This window comes from Gilliamella sp. W8126, assembly GCF_016102185.1.
Lineage (GTDB): Bacteria > Pseudomonadota > Gammaproteobacteria > Enterobacterales > Orbaceae > Gilliamella > Gilliamella apis_A.
Genome location: NZ_JACFPE010000002.1, coordinates 271,123 through 293,159 on the forward strand (window position 1 = coordinate 271,123; position 22,037 = coordinate 293,159).

General features: G+C 35.2%; 14 protein-coding genes and 1 pseudogene. 7 read left to right on the forward strand and 8 right to left on the reverse strand.

All coding sequences use genetic code 11. The features are described 5' to 3' along the window. Nucleotides 1-68 precede the first annotated feature (68 nt). The 4 genes from H3S74_RS05280 to H3S74_RS05295 all read right to left on the reverse strand — a co-directional run bounded on the left by H3S74_RS05280 (nt 69) and on the right by H3S74_RS05295 (nt 5,133). Nucleotides 69-1,691 (reverse strand): DUF2813 domain-containing protein, encoded by a 1,623-nt coding sequence (locus H3S74_RS05280; protein WP_086353889.1) that lies wholly within the window; start codon nt 1,689-1,691, stop codon nt 69-71. Nucleotides 1,692-1,706: 15 nt separating this feature from the next. Continuing rightward, nucleotides 1,707-2,510, reverse strand: coding sequence for a lipopolysaccharide core heptose(I) kinase RfaP (gene rfaP / locus H3S74_RS05285; protein WP_198247405.1), 804 nt, complete (start codon nt 2,508-2,510; stop codon nt 1,707-1,709). Further along, the gene (locus H3S74_RS05290; RefSeq protein ID WP_198247406.1) at nt 2,503-3,624 is read right to left on the reverse strand and encodes a glycosyltransferase family 4 protein; all 1,122 of its coding nucleotides are present in this window, start codon (nt 3,622-3,624) and stop codon (nt 2,503-2,505) included. The genes rfaP and H3S74_RS05290 overlap by 8 nt, the downstream gene beginning before the upstream one ends. A 582-nt stretch (nt 3,625-4,206) precedes the next feature. Beyond that, nucleotides 4,207-5,133, reverse strand: coding sequence for a TIGR01212 family radical SAM protein (locus H3S74_RS05295; protein WP_198247407.1), 927 nt, complete (start codon nt 5,131-5,133; stop codon nt 4,207-4,209). 370 nt (nt 5,134-5,503) lie between these two features. Between H3S74_RS05295 and glyA the strand changes: the two genes are divergently transcribed. Then, nucleotides 5,504-6,760 (forward strand): serine hydroxymethyltransferase, encoded by a 1,257-nt coding sequence (gene glyA / locus H3S74_RS05300; protein ID WP_198247408.1) that lies wholly within the window; start codon nt 5,504-5,506, stop codon nt 6,758-6,760. A gap of 60 nt (nt 6,761-6,820) precedes the next feature. Here the strand turns inward: glyA and H3S74_RS05305 are convergent, their stop codons facing one another. Next, nucleotides 6,821-8,992, reverse strand: a complete 2,172-nt coding sequence (locus H3S74_RS05305; RefSeq protein WP_198247409.1) for a MerC domain-containing protein — start codon at nt 8,990-8,992, stop codon at nt 6,821-6,823. Nucleotides 8,993-9,191: 199 nt separating this feature from the next. Here H3S74_RS05305 and H3S74_RS05310 point away from each other — a divergent pair, with 199 nt between their 5' ends. Beyond that, nucleotides 9,192-11,126 carry an ABC transporter ATP-binding protein gene (locus H3S74_RS05310; RefSeq protein WP_198247410.1) on the forward strand — a complete coding sequence of 645 codons (1,935 nt, stop codon included), beginning with the start codon at nt 9,192-9,194 and terminating at the stop codon, nt 11,124-11,126. Nucleotides 11,127-11,153: 27 nt separating this feature from the next. Here the strand turns inward: H3S74_RS05310 and H3S74_RS05315 are convergent, their stop codons facing one another. Next, nucleotides 11,154-12,320 carry a sugar transporter gene (locus tag H3S74_RS05315; RefSeq protein ID WP_370547582.1) on the reverse strand — a complete coding sequence of 389 codons (1,167 nt, stop codon included), beginning with the start codon at nt 12,318-12,320 and terminating at the stop codon, nt 11,154-11,156. A gap of 190 nt (nt 12,321-12,510) precedes the next feature. Here H3S74_RS05315 and H3S74_RS05320 point away from each other — a divergent pair. Next, nucleotides 12,511-12,780 (forward strand): annotated as a pseudogene (locus H3S74_RS05320) (DMT family protein); the annotation flags it as partial. Nucleotides 12,781-13,048: 268 nt separating this feature from the next. After that, nucleotides 13,049-13,789 carry a phosphatase PAP2 family protein gene (locus tag H3S74_RS05325; RefSeq protein WP_198247412.1) on the forward strand — a complete coding sequence of 247 codons (741 nt, stop codon included), beginning with the start codon at nt 13,049-13,051 and terminating at the stop codon, nt 13,787-13,789. Between the two features lie 76 nt (nt 13,790-13,865). On the opposite strand, the gene apbC is transcribed toward H3S74_RS05325, so the two are convergent. Continuing rightward, on the reverse strand, nt 13,866-14,933 hold the full coding sequence (apbC, locus tag H3S74_RS05330) for an iron-sulfur cluster carrier protein ApbC (protein WP_198200756.1): 1,068 nt from the start codon (nt 14,931-14,933) through the stop codon (nt 13,866-13,868). 253 nt (nt 14,934-15,186) lie between these two features. On the opposite strand from apbC, the gene metG reads away from it, so the two are divergent. Both metG and H3S74_RS05340 read left to right on the forward strand, forming a co-directional pair. After that, on the forward strand, nt 15,187-17,214 hold the full coding sequence (gene metG, locus H3S74_RS05335) for a methionine--tRNA ligase (RefSeq protein ID WP_198247413.1): 2,028 nt from the start codon (nt 15,187-15,189) through the stop codon (nt 17,212-17,214). Between the two features lie 914 nt (nt 17,215-18,128). Beyond that, a complete protein-coding gene (locus H3S74_RS05340; protein ID WP_198247414.1) occupies nt 18,129-19,619 on the forward strand; it encodes a hypothetical protein in 1,491 nt (496 codons plus the stop codon). 437 nt (nt 19,620-20,056) lie between these two features. Here H3S74_RS05340 and H3S74_RS05345 read toward each other — a convergent pair whose 3' ends face one another. Next, nucleotides 20,057-20,836, reverse strand: a complete 780-nt coding sequence (locus H3S74_RS05345) for an SDR family oxidoreductase (RefSeq protein WP_198247415.1) — start codon at nt 20,834-20,836, stop codon at nt 20,057-20,059. 231 nt (nt 20,837-21,067) lie between these two features. On the opposite strand from H3S74_RS05345, the gene H3S74_RS05350 reads away from it, so the two are divergent. After that, nucleotides 21,068-21,958 (forward strand): LysR substrate-binding domain-containing protein, encoded by an 891-nt coding sequence (locus H3S74_RS05350; protein WP_198247416.1) that lies wholly within the window; start codon nt 21,068-21,070, stop codon nt 21,956-21,958. The last annotated feature ends 79 nt before the right edge of the window (nt 21,959-22,037 follow it).

The window sequence follows — 22,037 nt, forward strand, 5'->3', positions numbered from 1 at the left end:
TTAAGTTCTATTTTATCTACCGCCGATGTTATCGGCGGATTGTCTTATCATAGCCATATAATCAACTTTTAAAGCAATGATTTTGATGTTTTAACTAACTTAGCGAAGGTATCGGTTAATAATCTAGGAATGGCTGTAATACCACGAGCTTTTGCATCATCACAAACGGCAATCGCTAAATCTGGTTTAGAACTTTTGTGGATCGCTTTTTGAATAATTTTTGGTACCGACATATCAATATGAGCAACGGTATTATAAGCAGCTAATTTATATACGTGACTAAAACCATGTTTAAATAGAAAATTTTCAATGTCACGGGCTGGTAATACGGTGATATAGTCATTTAAATTTTCGCCGGTTGCACATTGTGATTGTACCGTCTCAGCATATTTTTTCCCTGCCATATCACCATCAGTAATGACATACCAGCGGATCCCCATTTTGTTGGCATAGTGAATTAATGGTTTTAAACCGCATTGTGCAAATTCTAACAATTGGATCCCCTCTGAACTTAGATGATAGCCACTTTGTTCGGCAAGCTCTCTGAGTAACCATACTTCAGTCTCACCTTCAACCAGCAACCAACAACGGGCAAATAGCGCAGTAGGGCGTCGATAAAGAACATGGAACAAAATACGTCGGCTATCGCCAACACTTAATGAATGAGGAGCAATGTACTTACTCACAATTTGATCGGGTTGGCGGATCAATCGGTTAATACTCTCTAATGGAAACAGAGAAACTAAATCACTTGAGTTAGAGGTAATGATTTTTTGGGTAGGTAAATTTTTTAACAGTCGGAAGCCAACCGATAAAATAATTGGATGTAACTGACTTTCTGGTTCTTCTAAAACTAAAATTGGCACTGAACTATGAGAGAGAGGATTATCCCCTTTAGCATTAACAATCGAACCAAATATACCTAAAAGTGCGGTACGAAGATAATCATTATCTAAATCATCTAATACATTATTGATTCGTTCGAGCGAATTCCAATCTTCGGTTTTGGGATTACTTTTTTGTACTAATTGTTTATAGTTAAATCGTTTTTGAGAATCAACAAAATAGTATTCTAATAACGAACGAGCAGCTTGTAAGCCACGATTAAGCTCATCTTGACTTAATTGTGCCGAGTGTGCTTTTAATTGATCAGATAGTTGTTCAATAAAGTATTGTGATAAAGGTTCATTTGTGACAGGTAAATCCTTAGCATTCACTGAATTTTTTAGCGGCATGACCGGATTTAAGTTAATCAAAATAGCGATTAATAATTTTGGATTATCCAGATTTAACGTTTCGCCATGTTCATTCAGCAAATTATGTTCAGTGATAATAGTATCACCATTTTTTTGGGCATTAATCTGGTACGTAATTCGATATAGATTATCTGCTGGTGAGCGATAACTAACTGCTGTCAAAGGTTGATAAGCTTGTTCAGTTAATTGAGTTGCATAAGATTCACAATAAACAACATTTATTGAGATGTGATTACCATCATCTTTATCATAATAGAAATCTGAATTAACAAATTGATAAAATTTATTATCAAGAGTTAGCAATTTTAATGCACTGATTAAACTCGATTTACCCCATTGGTTTTCACCAATAAGTACACTAGATTTAGCATTAAGCCTTAATGAAAGTTGCTTAATCCCCCTAAACCCTTTGATATCAATTTGTTCAATAAACATGTCATTTCCTTATGATTAAAGATGATATTTTTCAGTTCTTTTAGCGATGTGCTCAGCTTTTCGCTTAGCACTATCAATTAATTTATGTTCATCGCGCAAAATGGTTTTAATTGGTTTATTAAAATAGTTTCTTAAAAAACGCCAAATATCACGTTGGTTAAGTCCAATATTGGTTGATGAAAAATAGAGCCCAATTAAATCTTTATCACGCCAACGAGTTGGAACTTTTTTACGTGTTTGTGCACGATGAAGATCAATCACAGAAAGTTTTATTTGCTGATTATTTTCAAACAAAGGTAAATCCAATAAAAAATGACATAAATAACAATCACGATGATTTACGCCAGCACCATGCATTTTAGCGGTCATATTTGCTAAATAAATAGTTAATGAACGTTTTAAATGATAGCTAGGTGGGTTGGTTAGCCATGGTTTTGTGAAATCTTCTAAACTAATAGTCGGATTAAGGTCTTTGGTAATAATGAATGAATGCCGAGTAAGCGGATTTAATCCTTTACGCCCAAAAGCTCGTCCATCCATAGTATTGACACCAACTTGTTCTAAACGATGAATTGCATCCCACTCTTGTTTAGCATCTAAAACCGGTAAACGTAGCGAAATGAGGTTTTTTACAATCTCTTTTACCGTTGTACCACGGTGAATTTTAATGAAATATGATTGATCTTCTAATTGAAAATTAAGAGTTTTACGTTGTTTGACTGCGCGGTAAACTTTACCTGAAATTAATTCCACTTCATTAAATGGATCTTTACCTTGCCATAATTGTTGAAAGGGGGTTTTAAGTTTAATCTCATTCATAATGACATCCTAAAATAATGTCTGCTGCTCGTTGGGCTAAATGATATAAATCTTCACTATTACTATAAGTAATGGCATTGTTATGCCAATTAAGCCATTGCTCTTTATCTCTAATTGATTGTTCTAGCGCTTGATCTAAAATGTTTTGCTTATAAGGTTCTGATAATACAATACCAGCATTAGCTTGGCTAATGTGATAAGCATATCCGGAAATACCTGATACGATCACAGGAACCCCTGCCGCTAACGCTTCAATCAAAACCATACCGGCCGCTTCTTGCCTTGCAGGATGTAGTAATAAATCAGCTGAAAATAAGAAATCAGGGATATCATTGCGACCAGAGAAGAATCTCACCTGTTTAGCAATACCTAATTCATCTGCTAACTTTTGATATGCCTCTGGTTTATCTTGCCCAACCACCAAATAAGTAACTTTTTGTTTTAGTTCATTAGGTAAGGTTGCGATCGCTTTCAAAGAGCGATCAACGCCTTTACGTTTAAAATCAGAGCCAATTTGCACAATCACAAAATCATCTTGGCCAATTTGATTAGATTGTCGAAATTGTTCACGTTTGTTAGGGGCATCAATGTTATATTTACGATCTAAAGCAATGCCGGGTGGTAATAAAAAGAATCGTTTATCTTGAGTATGATAGTGGTTTTTAAAATCTTGAATCTGTTGTTTGGTTAACGCCATAATCTTAGTTTGTGAACTAGGGGAAAATACCGCCTGCTCAAAAGCTAAATAATGTTTGCAACGTTTCGACAGTTTATAAAAAAAGCCTTTGTGTGCGGCTTTTTCAGCAAAACATGTATCGCCAGCAAAATAGACATCCAATCCAGGCATTTTGTTAAAGCCTACCACACAATCTACAGGATTGCTTTGTAAGTGAGCCTTTACCCAGTGGTAATAAGCTTGATTACGGCTATGGTTAGATAATCCTTTTTTAGGAACGATGATGATATCAAAACCAGCTGGTTTATCGCCTTGCCAATCCAATACATAAACACGAATTTGATGACCTTGAGCTTGGCAAGCAGTAGCAATTTGCAAAAAATCGCGTTGCAAACCGCCAAAAGGGAAAAATTTATAAATACAAAAAGCTAGTTGCATGCAGATTATCTCAAATGATAAAACATCATTATATACTTGTTGTTAATAAAGGTACAAAAATACTCAGATGTTAATAATTATTTCAAACATACCTCTATGTGGCAATATAAAATAAACTTATTATTTGAACCGCAACGAAACGAAAAAATACCTGATTAAATAGCCTATTGAGACGAATACATCGCTATATTTTAATTTATTATTTTTGATTAGAAACAAAGCCAATTTAAGTGGCAATCAAATCTAGAAATAGCTTTCATTAGCATCTTTGCTATCTAATAATAATCGATAAAAATTAAAGCTTTTATTTTGAACGGATTTTATTAGTAGTAGGTAGGCTAAAGTTAGCCATAATAGTAAAAGTAAATTGACTATAGTATTTTGCTGATTTTATTTTCAAAACGTATTCTGATGAATTTATAAGTTCAATATTTAACGAGTAAATATGTCGGCTAAAAAATTTGAGGAAAGGGGTTTTTGAAGTGGAAATTTATATAATTTAGTTAACAAATGTAATTGTTATCGCAATTATAAGGACTAAAAATAGGCTTTCCTCAAAATTTTTGTCATGTTGATGGTATTTTATTGTTTGAAAGAGTAAGTATCACCAATAGCACTACCTTGTGCACCAAACTGTCGTAAATTATGATCAACTGCATTCATTGATTGCCAATGGTTTTCACACCAATCAGGGGCCAGTAAGGTTGGTTTTCTGGCATTGGCTGAAATCCGATGATATAAAATACTGGCTGGCGTTTGTCGAATAATATCACCGGCAATATCGACATAATCTTCAAGAGATAACACATTGATCCGCCCAGCTCGCCATGCTTTGGCCATAATACTGCCTTCAACAATATGTAAAGGATGAATTTTTAAACCATCAACGCCACTGTCTAAGACTTTGTTTAAAGTGATGAGATTGTCAGATTTATTCTCTTTGGGTAAGCCAATAATAAGGTGAGTACACACTTTTATGCCTAATTGTCGTGCTTTTTGTACCGTTTGGTGATAATCCGCAAAGGTATGACCACGATTAATATGATGTAATGTATTGTCATGTGCGGTCTGTAATCCGAGTTCTAACCAAACTTCATAACCGCTGGATTGGTAATGTGCCAGCAAATCAAGAGCTTCATCGGGAACGCAATCAGGACGAGTGCCGACGCAAAGCCCGACAATATCAGCACTATTCAGCGCTTCTTCATACATATTCTTAAGTATTTCAACTTCAGCATAGGTACTAGTATAAGCCTGAAAATAAGCAAGGTATCGTTTCGATTTTTTCATCTGTTGCGCTTGAGACATAAGCTGCTGTGAAATTGATTTCACCTGTATAGACTCATCAATGATTGACGCTACATTGCAAAAGGTACACCCACCTTGCCCTATGGTACCATCACGATTGGGACAGCTAAAACCACCGTGTAAAGTGAGCTTATAGATTTTTTCACCATAGCGACGTTGTAAATCGGAACCAAATGTATTAACGACTAAATGAAGTTGCATGCTATACCAAATAAAATTTTTGCTTATTCTACCAAGATATTCCAGATACTCAATTGCAATTGAGCTAGAGATAATGATTAATAAGATTATTATTCTCTAATAGATTGTTTGCATTATCAAACTAGATAATTTATCAATGATAATGGTTTTAAAAATTTTGAGGAAAGGGGTTTTTAGTAGGCTAAATGATATTGTGCTGTAAAGCATTTTAATTATTATTCTAACTATCTATAAATATTATTTATAACTTCAAAAAAAGATTGAAATTAAAGGTCGATTAAGTAAGGATAGTAACCCATGATGTTTTTTTGTGCTAATTAAATACAGTAACAAATCGTTACGTTGATGTAATTGCCTACAAGGAGCCAATATGTTTACTAAACAAATGACAATTGCCGATTATGATCAAGAGCTATGGGATGCCATTAAAGGCGAAGAACAACGCCAAGAAGATCACTTAGAACTTATTGCATCGGAAAACTATACAAGTCCAAGAGTGATGCAAGCACAAGGTACTCAACTAACCAATAAATATGCTGAAGGCTATCCTGGTAGGCGCTACTATGGCGGTTGTGAATATGTTGATATTGTTGAGCAGTTAGCTATTGATCGTGCTAAAGAACTATTTGGTGCTGATTATGCTAACGTTCAACCGCATTCTGGCTCACAAGCCAATTTTGCTGTTTATATGGCATTGTTAAAACCAGGTGATACGGTACTGGGCATGAACTTGTCACAAGGGGGGCATTTAACGCATGGTTCTCCGGTCAGTTTTTCAGGTAAGTTGTATAACGTGGTTGCTTATGGCGTAGACGAAACGGGACATATTGATTATGAGCAATTAGCGAAAATTGCTTTAGAGTCAAAACCAAAAATGATTATAGGTGGTTTTTCTGCTTATTCTGGTGTAGTTGATTGGCAGCGCATGCGTGAGATTGCTGATAGTGTAGGAGCCTTTTTGTTTGTTGATATGGCTCATGTGGCTGGTTTGGTGGCGGCTGGTGTTTATCCAAATCCAGTGCCTTTTGCTCATGTTGTGACGACAACTACGCATAAAACACTAGGCGGACCACGTGGTGGACTTATTTTAGCCAAAGGTGGTAGTGAAGAACTTTACAAAAAATTGAATTCTGCTGTATTCCCAGGTGCACAAGGTGGTCCATTAATGCATGTGATAGCGGCAAAAGCAGTTGCTTTAAAAGAGGCGATGGAGCCAGCTTATAAAGAATATCAACAACAAGTTGTGAAAAATGCCCAAGCGATGGTTGATGTGATCATCAAACGTGGTTATAAAGTCGTATCTGGTGAAACAAAAAATCACTTATTTTTAATAGATTTAGTTGATAAAAATATCACCGGTAAAGAAGCTGATGCTGCTTTAGGTAGTGCTAATATTACCGTGAATAAAAATAGTGTGCCAAATGATCCGCAAAGTCCATTTGTAACATCTGGTGTGCGGATTGGTACACCTGCAGTGACTCGTCGTGGTTTCAACGAAGAAGAGTCTCGTGAATTAGCTAATTGGATTTGTGACGTATTAGATAACATTGATGACGAACAAGCTATTCAAGCGGTTAAACAAAAAGTGTTGGCGATTTGCCGACGATTACCTGTTTATCAACATTAATCATAAAATATTCGCCGACGTAATGTCGGCGAAAAATTATTAAGTATAATTCAATAGTTGCTATTGCTTTTCAGTAGTATTATTTTGTTGCTGACTTAACAGCTGTTGCTGCTGTTTAAAATAATTGGCAATATCATTTTTAAACCAAAAAGCCGTACCGACGATTACTATGCCTAGTAAAATTGCTGACCAAAATAGTATTCGCGCTTTTTTATTACGTTTTTTTAAAGGGTCAGTTAAATTACGTCTTGCGTTGGCTGGTAATTCGGCTTTACTGGTCAGCAGACCACCAAGCAGTAAATTGATTTTAACTTGTCCATTTATCGCCCAACCAGAAGCTTCAAGTAGTGGCCCAAGTGTTCTTCTTCTTAATTTTAACCAAGCCAATATTACTGATGGTCCAGATATAATCAAGAACAAACCTAAAATTACTAATGGGAATTGCCACCATGTAAGTGAAAAGATAGCTTGAAAAATAGTCGCTAAAGCGGTACCAATGGCGCCAACAGCTAAACCAATAGCCGCAAAGATACCAACACTTTTACCAATATCAAATTTGCTTTCTGGATTTTGTACCGCTTGTGTACTGGTTTTCTCAATGTCAGCATCTTTATTGCTTGCCCATTTATTAATTTGTTCAGTAATTAAACGGCCAATACGTTGATAAGGTGCCCAAATAGCTTGTTGGATACTAATTGGTTTAGTAATCATCTTAACAACACTTGCATCCCAATCATTGCCTTCATTATCAATAAAAACGCCATTGCGGCCTTCCATTAATAAATCACCTTGTCCAGCGGTAATTGCTGCAGCAATTGTCTGCTTTTTACCATGCCTTGTACATTCACAATATAATAAACATAGTTCAGAATAATTAGCCATAGTTGAATGTTTAGCTATATTATCTACGGCAACACAGAGGGTAGCACAACGACCGTCAATATAAAGTTTTCCTAATTGAAATGCCGCATAATGGTCAAGTGAAAAGAATTCAGCAAACGAAGCAAAGTTAATCAATAAACGATAGAGATGTTTTTGAAATAAGACTAGCTTTTCTAATACAAAAACATCTGAGGCTGAAATTGGTGTTTGGTTATCCTGTTCAACCATGCTTTCAAATTCGTTTAGTAAATTATCATCAACTAAATTAGCAATTTGATTGCCAGTAAGATCCTCAATGCTAGCGGTTGGTTTAGTTGTTACACTTAATTGTTGCATCTCAGGTTTAGAACTGATTAGTGTTGTGTAAGCATTAAGATCTGCCTGAATATCTTGCCATTCTTGTGCAGTTAGTTGTTTGGGATCGGCTAAGTGTGAAGCGATTAAATCTCTAAATCGAATGATTTTAGTTTTCCACAGTGGATTAAGGCCATTAACCAGATCTAATGTGTTATTGGTATCTATTTTAGATAGAGGTAGCTCAGATAAAGCTTCATCAGAAAGTAATCCGTTTTGGGATGGGACAATATATTTCTCGTCAACATTTAACGCCGTTTGTGCTTGAGGTGCATATTGTGCTAATTCAACACGCAAAAAGTAGTCATCAATTTTTGGCTTTAATTCTTGAACTAATTTCCATATTTCTGAGCGGTTTTCGCCAAAAGGTGTTTGGGTATTACTGATATCGTTTTGCCATTTTTGCCAACTTTTTAAGTTTTTAACAAAAGTTTGCGCAATCTCTAGATTAATTCCATCCTGACCACTCATATCTTTTTCCGCACCAGTTGTTTTTATTGCTGCTTGAATAAAATTTTGCAGCTCTGGCGATAATTCGGCTGAAGGAGGAAAAATTAAATCACCATTGTAGAGTTTGCTGGCATTAATTTTAAGTGATTGTTGCACATCATCTTGCGTTAAATAATCAGATTGGCTTTTATTTAAGTTCGCTAAAATGCTATGGGCGGTAATTAATAATTTTTTACCTTGTTCGTTTGAATCATCAATTTGCGATAATGATAAAGTTTGTGATGATTGAACAATATTATCAAAAGAAACTATTTTATCTTTAAGCCAATTAATTGCCTCTAAAATATCGGGAATACGAATGCGACCATCGTTATCTGAATCTAATAATTGTAATGTTCTTTGATCAAAATCTAGCCCTGTGGTTGGGCAACTGAGTGCAACCCATAATTTAGGATCTAAATTGGGTAAATTGATAATGTCATCGGCATTTTTTAATACGATTTGATCTAATCCACCAACACGTTGAAATGTCCAAGTATGACTCATAATCACCTCCATACCGAAATATTATTAATATATTCAATTATTAATAATTATAACAGTATTCATTTTTTTAGAAGAGAATTGGAATGCTCACGTTTTAAGAGCTGTTAATTGTATCTTTGATAATTGATTTTGGTTGCCTACTGCAACTTTATGATAGAATACCGCCTTATTATTTAATATCCAAATAAAAACCACAAATATGTCATTAATTAATCTTACCAATGCCTATTTATCATTTAGTGATGCTCCACTTCTTGATCATATTGATATGTCGATAGAAACTAACGAGCGCGTCTGTCTTGTTGGTCGTAACGGTGCCGGTAAATCAACTTTGCTAAAAGTGCTGAATAAAGAAGTACCGCTCGATGAAGGACAAATTGTTTATGAAAACAACGTTATTGTCTCTCGATTGCAGCAAGATCCCCCTCGAGATATTCAAGGAAATGTTTTTGATTTTGTTGCGGAAGGTTTAAAAGAACAAGCGCAATTATTAAAAGATTACTATGCATTGTCACACTTAGTTGAAACTGATCCAAGTGAGGGTAATCTATCTAAATTAGCTAAAATGCAAGAACAGCTAGATCATCAAAATGGTTGGCAATTGGATAATCGTATTCGTAATGTCATTTCCTCATTATCGTTAGATGGTGAGGCATTATTGTCTTCGTTATCGGGTGGTTGGTTGCGTAAAGCGGCATTAGCAAAGGCACTAGTTTGCCAACCATCAGTACTATTATTGGATGAACCAACTAACCATTTAGACATCGATACCATTAAATGGCTGGAAGAGTTTTTAAAAAGCTTTAATGGCAGTATTGTTTTTATATCGCATGACCGATCCTTTATTCGGCAAATGGCGACTCGGATTATTGATTTAGATCGCGGTAAGGTTGCTTCTTGGGGCGGTGATTATGACAGTTATTTGCTAGGTAAAGAAGAAGCGCTGCGTGTTGAAGAGTTACAAAATGCCGAATTTGATAAAAAGTTAGCACAAGAAGAAGTCTGGATCCGTCAGGGTATTAAAGCTCGTCGAACTCGTAATGAGGGTAGAGTTAGAGCATTAAAAGCGATGAGACAAGAATATTCACAGCGTCGTCAAGTCATGGGCAATGCGAAAATGCAGATCGAGGAAGCACTGCGTTCAGGTAAAATTGTCTTTGAGCTAGATAATGTCAGTTATCAAATCGATGATAAAGTGTTAGTTAAGGACTTCACGGTACAAGTGTTACGTGGTGATAAAATTGCTTTAATTGGCCCCAATGGTATTGGTAAAACCACATTATTAAAACTGATGCTAGGTAGTTTAGCACCGACCTCAGGAAGTGTTCATTGCGGAACCAAACTTGAAGTGGCTTATTTTGATCAATATCGATTAGAGCTTGATCCAGAAAAAACCGTTATGGATAACCTTGCAGAAGGTAAGCAAGAGGTGATGGTAAATGGTCGCTCAAGACATGTGCTTGGCTATTTACAAGATTTCCTATTTCCACCAAAACGAGCTCGAACACCGGTTAGAGCACTATCGGGTGGTGAACGAAATCGTTTACTATTAGCAAAATTATTTTTAAAACCAAGTAATTTATTGGTGCTTGATGAACCAACTAATGACCTTGATATTGAAACTTTAGAGCTATTAGAAGAACTTGTGAATGATTATCAAGGAACGGTTTTATTAGTTAGCCATGATAGACAATTTGTCGATAACGTGGTTACTCAGTGTTGGTTTTTTGAAGAACAAGGACGAATTGGTATTTATGCTGGTGGTTATACAGATGCATTACAGCAACAACAGCAAGCTAAACCAGTGAGTGCTCAAGTCACCAGTAGTAAGATCAATGAATCAGCTAAAAGTGACACTAACAAAACCAATAGCTCAAACCAAATGCCAGAGCAAGCGACTAAAAAGAAGGTTAAATTAAGCTATAACGAACAACGAGAACTCGCCCAGTTACCTAATAAAATCGAGGAATTAGAAACAGCTATTGCGGATCTTCAAGCACAAATTGGTCATAGTGACTTTTTCAATCAACCTCATGAAGTAACGAGCCCAATATTGCAATCTTTAGCCGATAAAGAAGCCGAGCTTGAAGTGGTATTTGAACGTTGGGAACAGTTAGAAGCATTAACTCAATAAGCGCTCAATGTGAGCGCTTATTCATGACTACCAAGTTTTTCTTGATAAAAAGTAAAAAAGTATTAAGGCAATAATCACAAAAATAGCGCCAACAAAGCCAATATAATGGGTTGATAAGTAAACTAGCACTTGGCTACCGACAAAGGCGCCACCACCTATACCGATATTATAAATACCCGAATAAACCGAGGTCGCAATATCGGCAGCATCAGGTGCAGCATCAATAACTTTACTCTGCATCACCATACCAATAATAGTAATCGCAAGCCCCCAAACCATACCTTGTAGTATTGCGGTTATGAGACTAAAAGAACAAACATAAAGCGATAATAAACAGATAATTAATAATATCACCGGCATGACTAAGATGGCGGTTGGGTGCGGTTCAGCATATTTAGCAAAAATTAAACTACCTATCATGCCTGAAAAACCGACAGCTAATAATAAGCTCACGACAATTTGTTCGCTAAAGCCACCAACATTAAGCATAAATGGGGTTATATAAGTATAAGCGGTAAAATGGCCGGTAATAATAATAGCAGTTAACAAATAAATGTTTAGTAATACAGGTCGTTTAAGTACTTTAGGAATGGCTTTTAGTGAAATTGTGTTCATACTAGGAACAGCTGGTAATAAATAAAGTAATGAAGCCATTACACAAAATGCGATAAACCCGATACATAAAAATGTGACTCGCCAGCCAACTAATTGGCCGATCATTGTTCCAATAGGAATCCCTAATACTGTTGCCATTGAAGTGCCAACTACAATAAAGCCCATCGCTTTAGCTTTTTTACCATTGGGTGCTAATCGAACCGCTAAAGGCGTGGTAATTGCCCAAAATACAGCATGGGCGCAAGCAATGCCGATTCTAGCAACCATTAAACTATAAAAACTCCAAGCAAAGCCAGCCAAGATGTGACTACCAATAAATAAACAAAATAGAAATATAAGTAGTTTACGGCGTTCCATTTTTGCGGTTAATACCGTTAAAGGTAAAGATAATAACGATACAGCCCAAGCATAAATAGTTAATAATAGCCCGGCATGCGCAACATCCATCGAAAAACTTTCAGCAATATTCGGCAGTAATCCAACTGGTACAAACTCTGTGGTATTGAATATAAACGCAGCAAGGGCAAGGCAGAGAATCGACGACCAGATTCGAGACCGTTTATTAGCATTATTCATGATTAATGTTATAGAAGGGATTGAGATTCAATAAGCTGATTATAGCTGAATATTAATGACTATTAAACAACGATGACAAATAAATCATCAGATTAAATTAGTTACTTTTTGTTTAATCAGTGAGCTATTTTACGACATTAAATCATATAACGTTATATAATATCGCCACCTACAATGAATCGTTCGATTAAATATCAAGAATCAAGTTTGGATTGTTGCCGTTTTTATCAGTTGGGGTATTGCACTGTTTGAATATTTACTACAAGTCCCTGCAAACCGGATTGGTTTTCAAGTCGCCAGTGCCGGGCAATTAAAGATACTTCAAGAAGTGATTAGCTTGTCTGTATTTATTCCCTTTTCAGTTTACATTCTAAAAGAATCATTTAAAACCGATTATATTTGGGCGGGTTTATGTTTGCTCGGAGCAGTATTTTTTATGTTCAAGGATAAAATTATCTCTTAATAGCGATATTCATAGTCGGGATATTATACAATATGTTTATCCATCGCCATAAATTATTCGGTTATCAAAAATCTTAAGTAATAAATAGTAATGTGCTGTTCTTCATAAAAAGATTTTTGCTAACTAATGTTTACTGTTTTATTATCAAACAGTGCTGTATTTATAATAATTATTGCTAATCTCATTATATATAAAACTTGTTGTTTCTTTATTTGTTCTATTAAGTTGCGTTGTCATCACTAATTAAAATAGTACTTAGGAGATATCTATGCGTAAAAATTTTTTATATTTATTAGTAGTATCTATTTTATTTTGTTTTAGTGTCCATGCCATTGACGTTAAAGATGTAACCACGAATCCGAATGATTTTTATCTTACCCAAGAACAAGTACCAGATAGTTTACATTTGTTAACGCCACCGCCTGCATTTAATAGCATTGATTTTTTACGAGATAAAGCAATGTATGATTGGGGAAAATCTATGCGAAATACTGAGCGAGGTAAACAAGCTTATCTTGATGCTGATTCTAGTAAAAATAATGTTACTAAACAGTTTTCAGCCGCTTTTGGATATGATATTTCAATTGATACCTCGCCTGAGATTTATAAACTTATTACCACAATGAAAGAAGATGCTGGTGATCTTGCTACTCGATCGGCTAAACAGTATTACAACCGCATTAGACCATTCTCATTCTTTAATGAAGCCACTTGTCGACCAGAAGACGAAAAAACATTATCGACTAATGGCTCATATCCTTCCGGACATACCACAATGGGATTTGCTATAGCCTTAGTTTTAGCTGAAATACATCCAGAACGGCAAAATGAAATTTTAAAACGAGGTTACGAAGTTGGTGAAAGCCGAGTTATTTGTGGTTATCATTGGCAAAGTGACGTTGATGCCGCAAGAGTCATGGCGGCGGCAGTAGTTGCACAATTACATACTAATTCTGCATTTATTGAGCAATTAGCTAAAGCAAAAGCTGAACTAAATCAATTTCTATAACTATAGGGTGTTAATGGACAACTAAATCATTTATTTATATTGGTTGTTATCCTTTAACAACCAATATAAATTTCCGTTATAATGCCTTAAATGATATATCTGGCAAAATTGTTTCTCCTTGCCAATACAGTTGACTAGCAACTTGTGCGGCAATATTACAATATAGTTGTGTAAATTCACTATCAGGATGGCTGACTACCGTTGGTTGTCCAGAATCGAGATCTTGGCGTAATAAACGATGAAGCGGCATTTGACCAAGTAATTTTGTTTGGTATTTTTCAGCTAATCGCTTAGCACCATCCTCACCAAAAATCGCTTCATGGTGACCACAATTTTCACAGATGTGATAACTCATATTTTCAATAATACCAATGGTTGGAATATTCACTTTATTAAACATCGTGATGCCTTTTTGCGCATCAATTAATGCAATATCTTGTGGTGTGGTAACAATAACTGCTGCTGTAACAGGAATGTTTTGTGCCAATGTTAATTGGATATCACCAGTACCTGGTGGCATATCAATAACCAAATAATCAAGTTCAGGCCAGAGTGTATCTTGTAAAATTTGCAAAAGCGCTTTACTTGCCATTGGTCCTCGCCAAACCATCGCACCATCGGCATCAACTAAATAGCCAATAGAATTACTAGCAAGGCCATAAGCCATAATCGCTGACATATGTTTATTGTCAGGCGTTAATGGTTGTTCTTTTTCAGTGCCAAGCATTGTTGGGATTGACGGGCCGTAAATATCAGCATCTAAAATACCTACTTTAGCCCCTTGTTTTTGTAACGCTAAAGCTAAATTAACTGCAGTTGAGGATTTACCAACTCCCCCTTTACCGGAACTTATCGCAATAATATTTTTGATATTCTTAATAGCATGATGACTATTGGCTCGCTTCAATGTGGCAATATTATAGTTAATATTCCAATTCACATTTTCAACATCATCTAATTCAAGTAATAATGGCGTAACTGTTGTTTTCAGATCTTCAAAACCAGTTTGCCAAGCAAAAGGCATGGTCAAGCTAATCATTAGTTCTTGATTAACCCGTTCACATTGGGAAATAGCGCCAAGTTCAATCAAATTTTTCTGTAAAGTAGGGTGACGAAAATTCTCAAGAATTTTTTTTGCTTCCATGTTAATAAACCTTGTATCTAGCTCGTTGGTATATATTTAGTTATTTTACTTCAATTTGTTATAGATATTATCAATAACTTTAATGGACAATAAATTACAAAATTATCTTTTTTACATTCCAATAAAAATACAACCAGTTCAAAATTGATTGGTTTTATAAAGAAATTTAGGCAAATTATGGCATAAATCTAGCGATAATCACACGATTGTTGTACTATTTCTGCCATTATGAAATTAAAGGTAATAATTTAACATGACAACTCAACGCAAAATATTGGTGACTTGTGCGCTTCCATACGCAAACGGTTCAATTCACTTAGGTCATATGCTTGAACATATTCAAGCTGATGTATGGGTTCGCTACCAGCGCATGCGTGGTAATGAAATCTATTTTATTTGTGCCGATGATGCGCATGGAACGCCGATTATGCTAAAAGCTCAGCAATTAGGCATTACTCCTGAGCAGATGATCGCTGAAGTAAAAGTCGAACACCAACGTGATTTTGCCGGATTTAACATTAGTTTTGATAATTATCATTCAACCCATAGCCCTGAAAATCGTGAAATATCAGAACAAATATATAAACGTTTAAAAGCGAATGGTTATATTAAAACGAAGGTTATTTCACAACTGTTCGACCCTGAAAAACAGATGTTTTTACCTGATCGTTTTGTAAAAGGTACATGTCCTCGTTGTAAAGCAGCAGACCAATATGGTGACAATTGTGAGGTTTGTAGTGCTACTTATAATCCTACTGATTTAATTGATCCTAAATCGGTTGTTTCTGGTGCGACGCCAATTTTGAAACAATCTGAGCATTTCTTCTTTGATTTACCTGAGTTTGCCACAATGTTACAAACTTGGATACGTTCAGGAACTTTACAAGAACAAGTTGCTAATAAAATGCAAGAATGGTTTGAAGCTGGTTTACAACCTTGGGATATCAGCCGTGATGCACCATATTTTGGTTTTGAAATTCCTGATGCGCCAGGTAAATATTTTTATGTTTGGTTAGATGCACCAATTGGCTATATGGGCTCTTTCCTTAACTATTGTAATAAAAATAATAAAGCGATTTTTGATGAATTCTGGAATAAAGATTCAACGACCGAGCTTTATCATTTTATTGGTAAAGATATTGTTTATTTCCATAGTTTGTTTTGGCCAGCAATGTTAGATGGTAGTGAACATCGCAAACCATCAAATATTTTTGTACACGGTTATGTAACCGTTGATGGCGCTAAAATGTCAAAATCACGTGGTACTTTTATTCAAGCAAGTACCTATCTAAAACATTTGGATCCAGATTGTTTACGTTACTATTATGCCGCTAAATTGTCGCCACATATTGATGATATCGATCTTAATCTTGAAGATTTTGTTCAACGAGTTAATAGCGATTTGGTGAATAAAGTGGTTAACATCGCATCGCGTTCGGCTGGATTTATCAGTAAAAGATTCGACGGCAAATTATCTGATAATATTCCTGCACCAGAACTTTACGCCTTATTTGTGGAAAAATCGCAAGTTATTGCTGATGCTTTTGAAAAACGAGAATCAGGTAAAGCGGTACGTGAAATTATGGCTTTAGCTGACGAAGCTAACCGCTACATTGATGAAAAAGCGCCGTGGGTGGTTGCTAAACAAGAAGGGCAAGATCAGCAGTTACAAGATATTTGTTCAATGGGGATCCATTTATTCCGTATTTTAATGACCTATTTAAAACCTATCGTACCTTCATTAGCTGAACGTAGTGAAGCATTTTTAAATAGTCAATTACAATGGCATACAATTGATAAAGCCTTAACCGGTCATAAAATTAACAGTTTTAAAGCGTTATTCAACCGAATTGATATGGATAAAATCACAGCCATGATTGAAGAAACTAAACAGCAAGCGGCAGCAACCACACCAGCAAAAGAAAAGGTAGCCGAACCAATTGCGGAAACTATAAATTTTGACGATTTTGCTAAAGTAGATATGCGCGTTGCCTTAATCAAAAACGCCAGTTTTGTGGAAGGCTCAGATAAATTATTGCAATTAACGCTAGATATTGGCGATGAAACCCGAAACGTCTTTTCCGGAATTAAACAATACTACCCAGATCCGCAAGTATTAATCGGCCGTTTAACCATTATGATTGCTAACTTGGCACCTCGTAAAATGCGTTTTGGTGTTTCAGAGGGTATGGTGCTTTGTGCTAGTGGTAAAGATGACAATGAAGGTGTTTATCTATTATCACCAGATAGTGGTGCTAAACCGGGGATGCGAATCTCGTAAAGATATGTAATCAATTCTTTAATCTGTATCTTAACAAGCTATTAGGCTTGTTAAGATGCTTAAATAAAATAATATTACAAGTATAAGTTTGTTCTGTTACTCAATTGATTGTTTGCTAAAATAATAATTTGCAACCATTTTAGTTTTGCCTTCAAAGCGAATAAAATCCCATTTAATTGCTATAGTTAATCAGAATCCCGATAATATTCAAGAACCAATAACCAACTAGTCACTATAGTTTTCATCATATATCGTTAAAATATTTCAGAATTTAAATAAAAAATTTTGAGGAACGGGTTTTTTTAAGTCAAAATCTAGCCAATGAATTGCTAAAGTGGTTATAGAATTTGTTAGTGCCAATAATAAAAGTTTATTTTTATAAATCAGTTTGGTGTAATTAATTTAGCAATATCAACAACTTGCTGATAACTGAGAGAGATTAGCATGGCAAACAGAGATGTTTGGTTGGGTTGTTGTTTGTCAGGAACAAATCACCGCCGGTGCGTTAACAGCGAACGAAGGCGGAAGGCCGTTACATTATGACCATTTGCTTAGTCGCCGCGTGAGTTGATAAAGAGGATTCGCTCAAATGCTCTTTACTCAGACTTAATCACCATATAAAACCAACCACCAAACAACAAAACGTCCGAAACTAAAATAACAAAAAATTAAGGAACGGGGTTTTTAAAGCCAAAAAATCCTCCAATAACTTCTTCGAAATTGGTTTTAAAGGAATAATTAAAGTGTAATATTACATTAAACTTTACAAAAATTAACAATTTAACAGTCGAAATAAGTTGCATGGTTTTTTTCAATCACTATACTTTTATAAAATATTTATATGAATGGATGAGTTTTTATGCAAAAGGATTTAAAATTTCAAATAAATCATTAAGTTAATAATGGCTTCGGGTATGTATTATAATTTACAACACCAAACCTGTCCAATCTCTAATTTAACGTTAGTAAAGTTAAGCTCGCATCGTCTAGTACTTCACTATAGTTTATTTTCCCAGCAACTTCGGCAAAATTTTTCAAACTTTCTTGGTTTAGTCTTTTTATCTCGGCAAGTTTTTTTAGTATTAACCGTTGTTGTTTTATTGTCTATCTCTTTTTCTAATCATGCATTAACATCTAAAACTGCCTATGTTATTCATGGCTCAGCCCCATATTTAACGTTTGATGGTGGGCGTACACGAGTGACTGATACTGACGGTCTGCTTGCAATATCTTTATCTAATGGCGAACAATATACCCCATCGTATAGTAATTCGAGTATAACAAAACCAATCGAGTTGCCTATTGCTGGTCAAACTTTTGCGGATATTGGTATGTTAGTGCCAACAAATACTAATTCTATTGCATTAAGTTCACTTATTGGTACGCCTTATAATTATTGGGGTGATGATGATGGTGATGGTCAGGGGATTAATGATATAACCGCGACAGGTAGTTTAAGCTTAACCATTGTTGATAAATATAATCAGGCTGTCGCCCGTAATGAAGTGCTGACTATTTGTAAGTCGCCGTATAAATTAACCTTATCTAATACTGGTGGTACATTAAAAACACGTTATGGTATACCTAATGAAAGTCGTTTTAGTGCCAGTAATGCCACTTATTATATTAATCCTAAGGCAACACCAGTGATTTGTTTTGTCAAGCCTAACTTGGTTAATGGTTCTTCATATTACACTGGTCCTGCTAACATTTGGAACCCTAATAAAGGATTTCTTACTCAGTCAGTTACGCCATCGTCTTATGGTTTAAACTTTCCGACTACTGGCGCTCATAATTTGTTTTTTGATTTGGATATTGCAGGTAATAATCAGGCCTTATATTGGAAGGCGGTTTCTCCTAATGGTGATATTAAGGCTAAGATGACCAAATCAACAAAAAATAGCGTTCGTGTCACCCTAACTGGTCCTGCCGTTACAGACTCTTCGCAACAGCGTTCAGATAATCCACGTCGTATCAAAAGGCCATCTTTGCCTCAGACTTTCGAGTTAGTTGGTCGTGATAGAAAAGGTAATGCGGTTGTCAAGTATGGTTTTGTATTAAAGCAGTGGTTCGTCAATCGTGGTAAGGTTTATTACACTTATTCGAGTACATCGTCGTGGTGTACAAAAATTGGTGATTATCGGTTGCCTAAGGTTAAGGATTTAACTAATACGGTTTGTCAGGATTCAAATTCTTGGGGGTGTCAAGATGCTGTCGGTGTTAAATCATCATCACCTAATAATATATACCAGCGTCATATTGAAGCAGGGTTCTTCCCAGAATGGGGGAGCATGTACACTTACACAGGTGCTGGCTTTGGTAGTAATTCTTATTGGACGAGTGATGCAAATAGTAATAACCCGTTTGTCGTTTTTCTCGCACACGGGTTATGTGTATCACTTTAGTTCGAGCTACTACGGGCATTGCCTTTGCTAGGCAATTATTTTTTAATGTCCTAACGCTATTTTTCATATCTTCAACTCAACAGCTCAATGACTAAGGACTAAAAAATAAGGATAGGAGCAATGTGCTGACAACTGAGAGAGATTAGTATGGCAAACAGGGATGTTTGGCTGGGTTGTAGTTAGTCAGGAACAAATCACCGCCGGTGCGTTAACAGCGAACGAAGGCGGAAGGCAGTTACATTGTGACCATTTGCTTAGTCGCCGCGTGAATTGATAAAGAGAGTTCGCTCAAATGCGCTTTACTCGAACGTAATCACCATATAAAACCAACCACTAAACAACAAAACGTCCGAAACTAAAATAACAAAAAATTGAGGAACGGGGTTTTTGAACCCCCAAAATCCTTTATATAAATAACTTTAATTGTTATTAATTATTTATTTCTGATTTTCTGCTGGATTACCCGAATAAGGTAATATATTATTTTTTAAACTGAATGAGAAATCCTTCGTGCTGATCTCGCCAATGATTTTGTCGCTATCATAAAGGGCTAATAAAAACTCAGCCATTTGATCAGCAGAATGATATTTAGCAAAACTTTTATCATAATCATATTTATCAACATTATTGGCTTTTTTGCCAAATTCCGTTTGTGTTGCGGCCGGAGCTAGTACTTTTGCTCTTAATTGAGCCTTAGCCTGTATCAGTTCTTGGGCAAGCCCTTCAGTGAAAGCATTAACATAAAATTTAGTGGCACAATAGGTAACAGCATTTGGCACAATAGTATAGCCACCTCGAGATGATATATTAATCAACTGAGTATTTGCTTTATCTTTATATTTACGTACATAAAGCGTTGATAGAATGGTTAATGCTTCAATATTTAAATGCAGCATTGATTCAATCTTTGTTAAATCTTGATCGTTTATACTGCCATAATGACCAAAACCGGCATTATTAACCCAAGTTTCGATAAAATAATTTTCTAATTCATCAAATAAATTATAATTAGACTGTATGTTGGTTAAATCGTAAACTTTTATAATAACTTCAATTTTTGGATTTATCTCTGCAATTTGTTGCTGTAATGATTCTAAATTTTCTTTTCTTCGAGCAATTACGATCAGATTTTTGTTTCTTTTGGCAAATGCGATTGCTGTTGCATAACCTATTCCTGAGCTAGCGCCAGTGATAAGAGTATATTTTTTATTTTCCATTTTTAATCCTTTTGTTACTTAGATTGGTAGCTATATTTTAATGAGTTGACATCACTAGATAATTAGCTGACATAAAAATAGTTATGCAAATTTAATCAGCAAAACTTTGTTTAATGATGATTATATGCTCACTAAATTTCCGTATTTAATTGAAGATCTATATTATATTCATTGATAAAATGACAATAAATAATATAAAAATTGATTTATTAACAACTGAGGGTTAATAATATGGATTTAGTTAAATGTATGGAAGCATTTGTTATAACAGTAAAAACAGGCTCTTTTGCTGCAACGTCAATTTCATTAAATACCTCCCCACAAATGATTGCTAAATATATTCTTTTTTTAGAAAATTATTTGGGTCTGAAATTGCTTAATCGAACGACAAGATCGCAACATTTAACTGAATTTGGCAAACAGTATTATGAACGATGTTTGTTTATTCTAGGTGAAATCAAAAGCACAAAATCATTAGCCCAACAATTTAGCCAAGAGCCTAAAGGAAGGTTAAGGATTAGTGCCCCGATTAGTTATGGTCAATTTAATTTGATACCAGTAATAAGTCGCTTTATGAAATGTTATCCGAAAGTGAATATTGATATGCAATTAAGCGATCGTTATGTTGACTTAGTTAAAGATGATTTTGATGTGGTGTTTCGAATTGGCTCGTTAAATGATTCAAGTTTAATTGCTCGTAAACTAAGTGACTTACAGCTGATTTTTGCTGCTTCACCAAGCTATTTAGCTCAGAATGGCATACCATCAATACCTGATGATTTGAAGAAACATCAATGCTTAATTTATCAATATGTCACTCCGACCAAAAAAGATAATTTTTGGCCATTTACTATCAATGGTAAGTTAACTAATATCGCAATTGCTGGCGCATTTCAAAGTAATAATACTACCGCATTGGCTGCTGCCGCGATTGAAGGATTAGGTATCACGATGTTACCTGAGTCAGTACTAAATGAGTCGATAAAACAAAGTAAATTAATTCCTATTTTGCAAGATTTTTTGCCACCGCCTAGAGAAGCTCATCTTTTATATACAGCAGATAAGCAAAGGTTACCTAAACTTAATATTTTTATTGAGTTTATGGTTAATGCTCTGTCTTGATAAATATTGCGATACACTTATTAATTGAATTAAATTAGATAAATTAATCACCCAAAATAGCAAAAGCGATCTTATGATC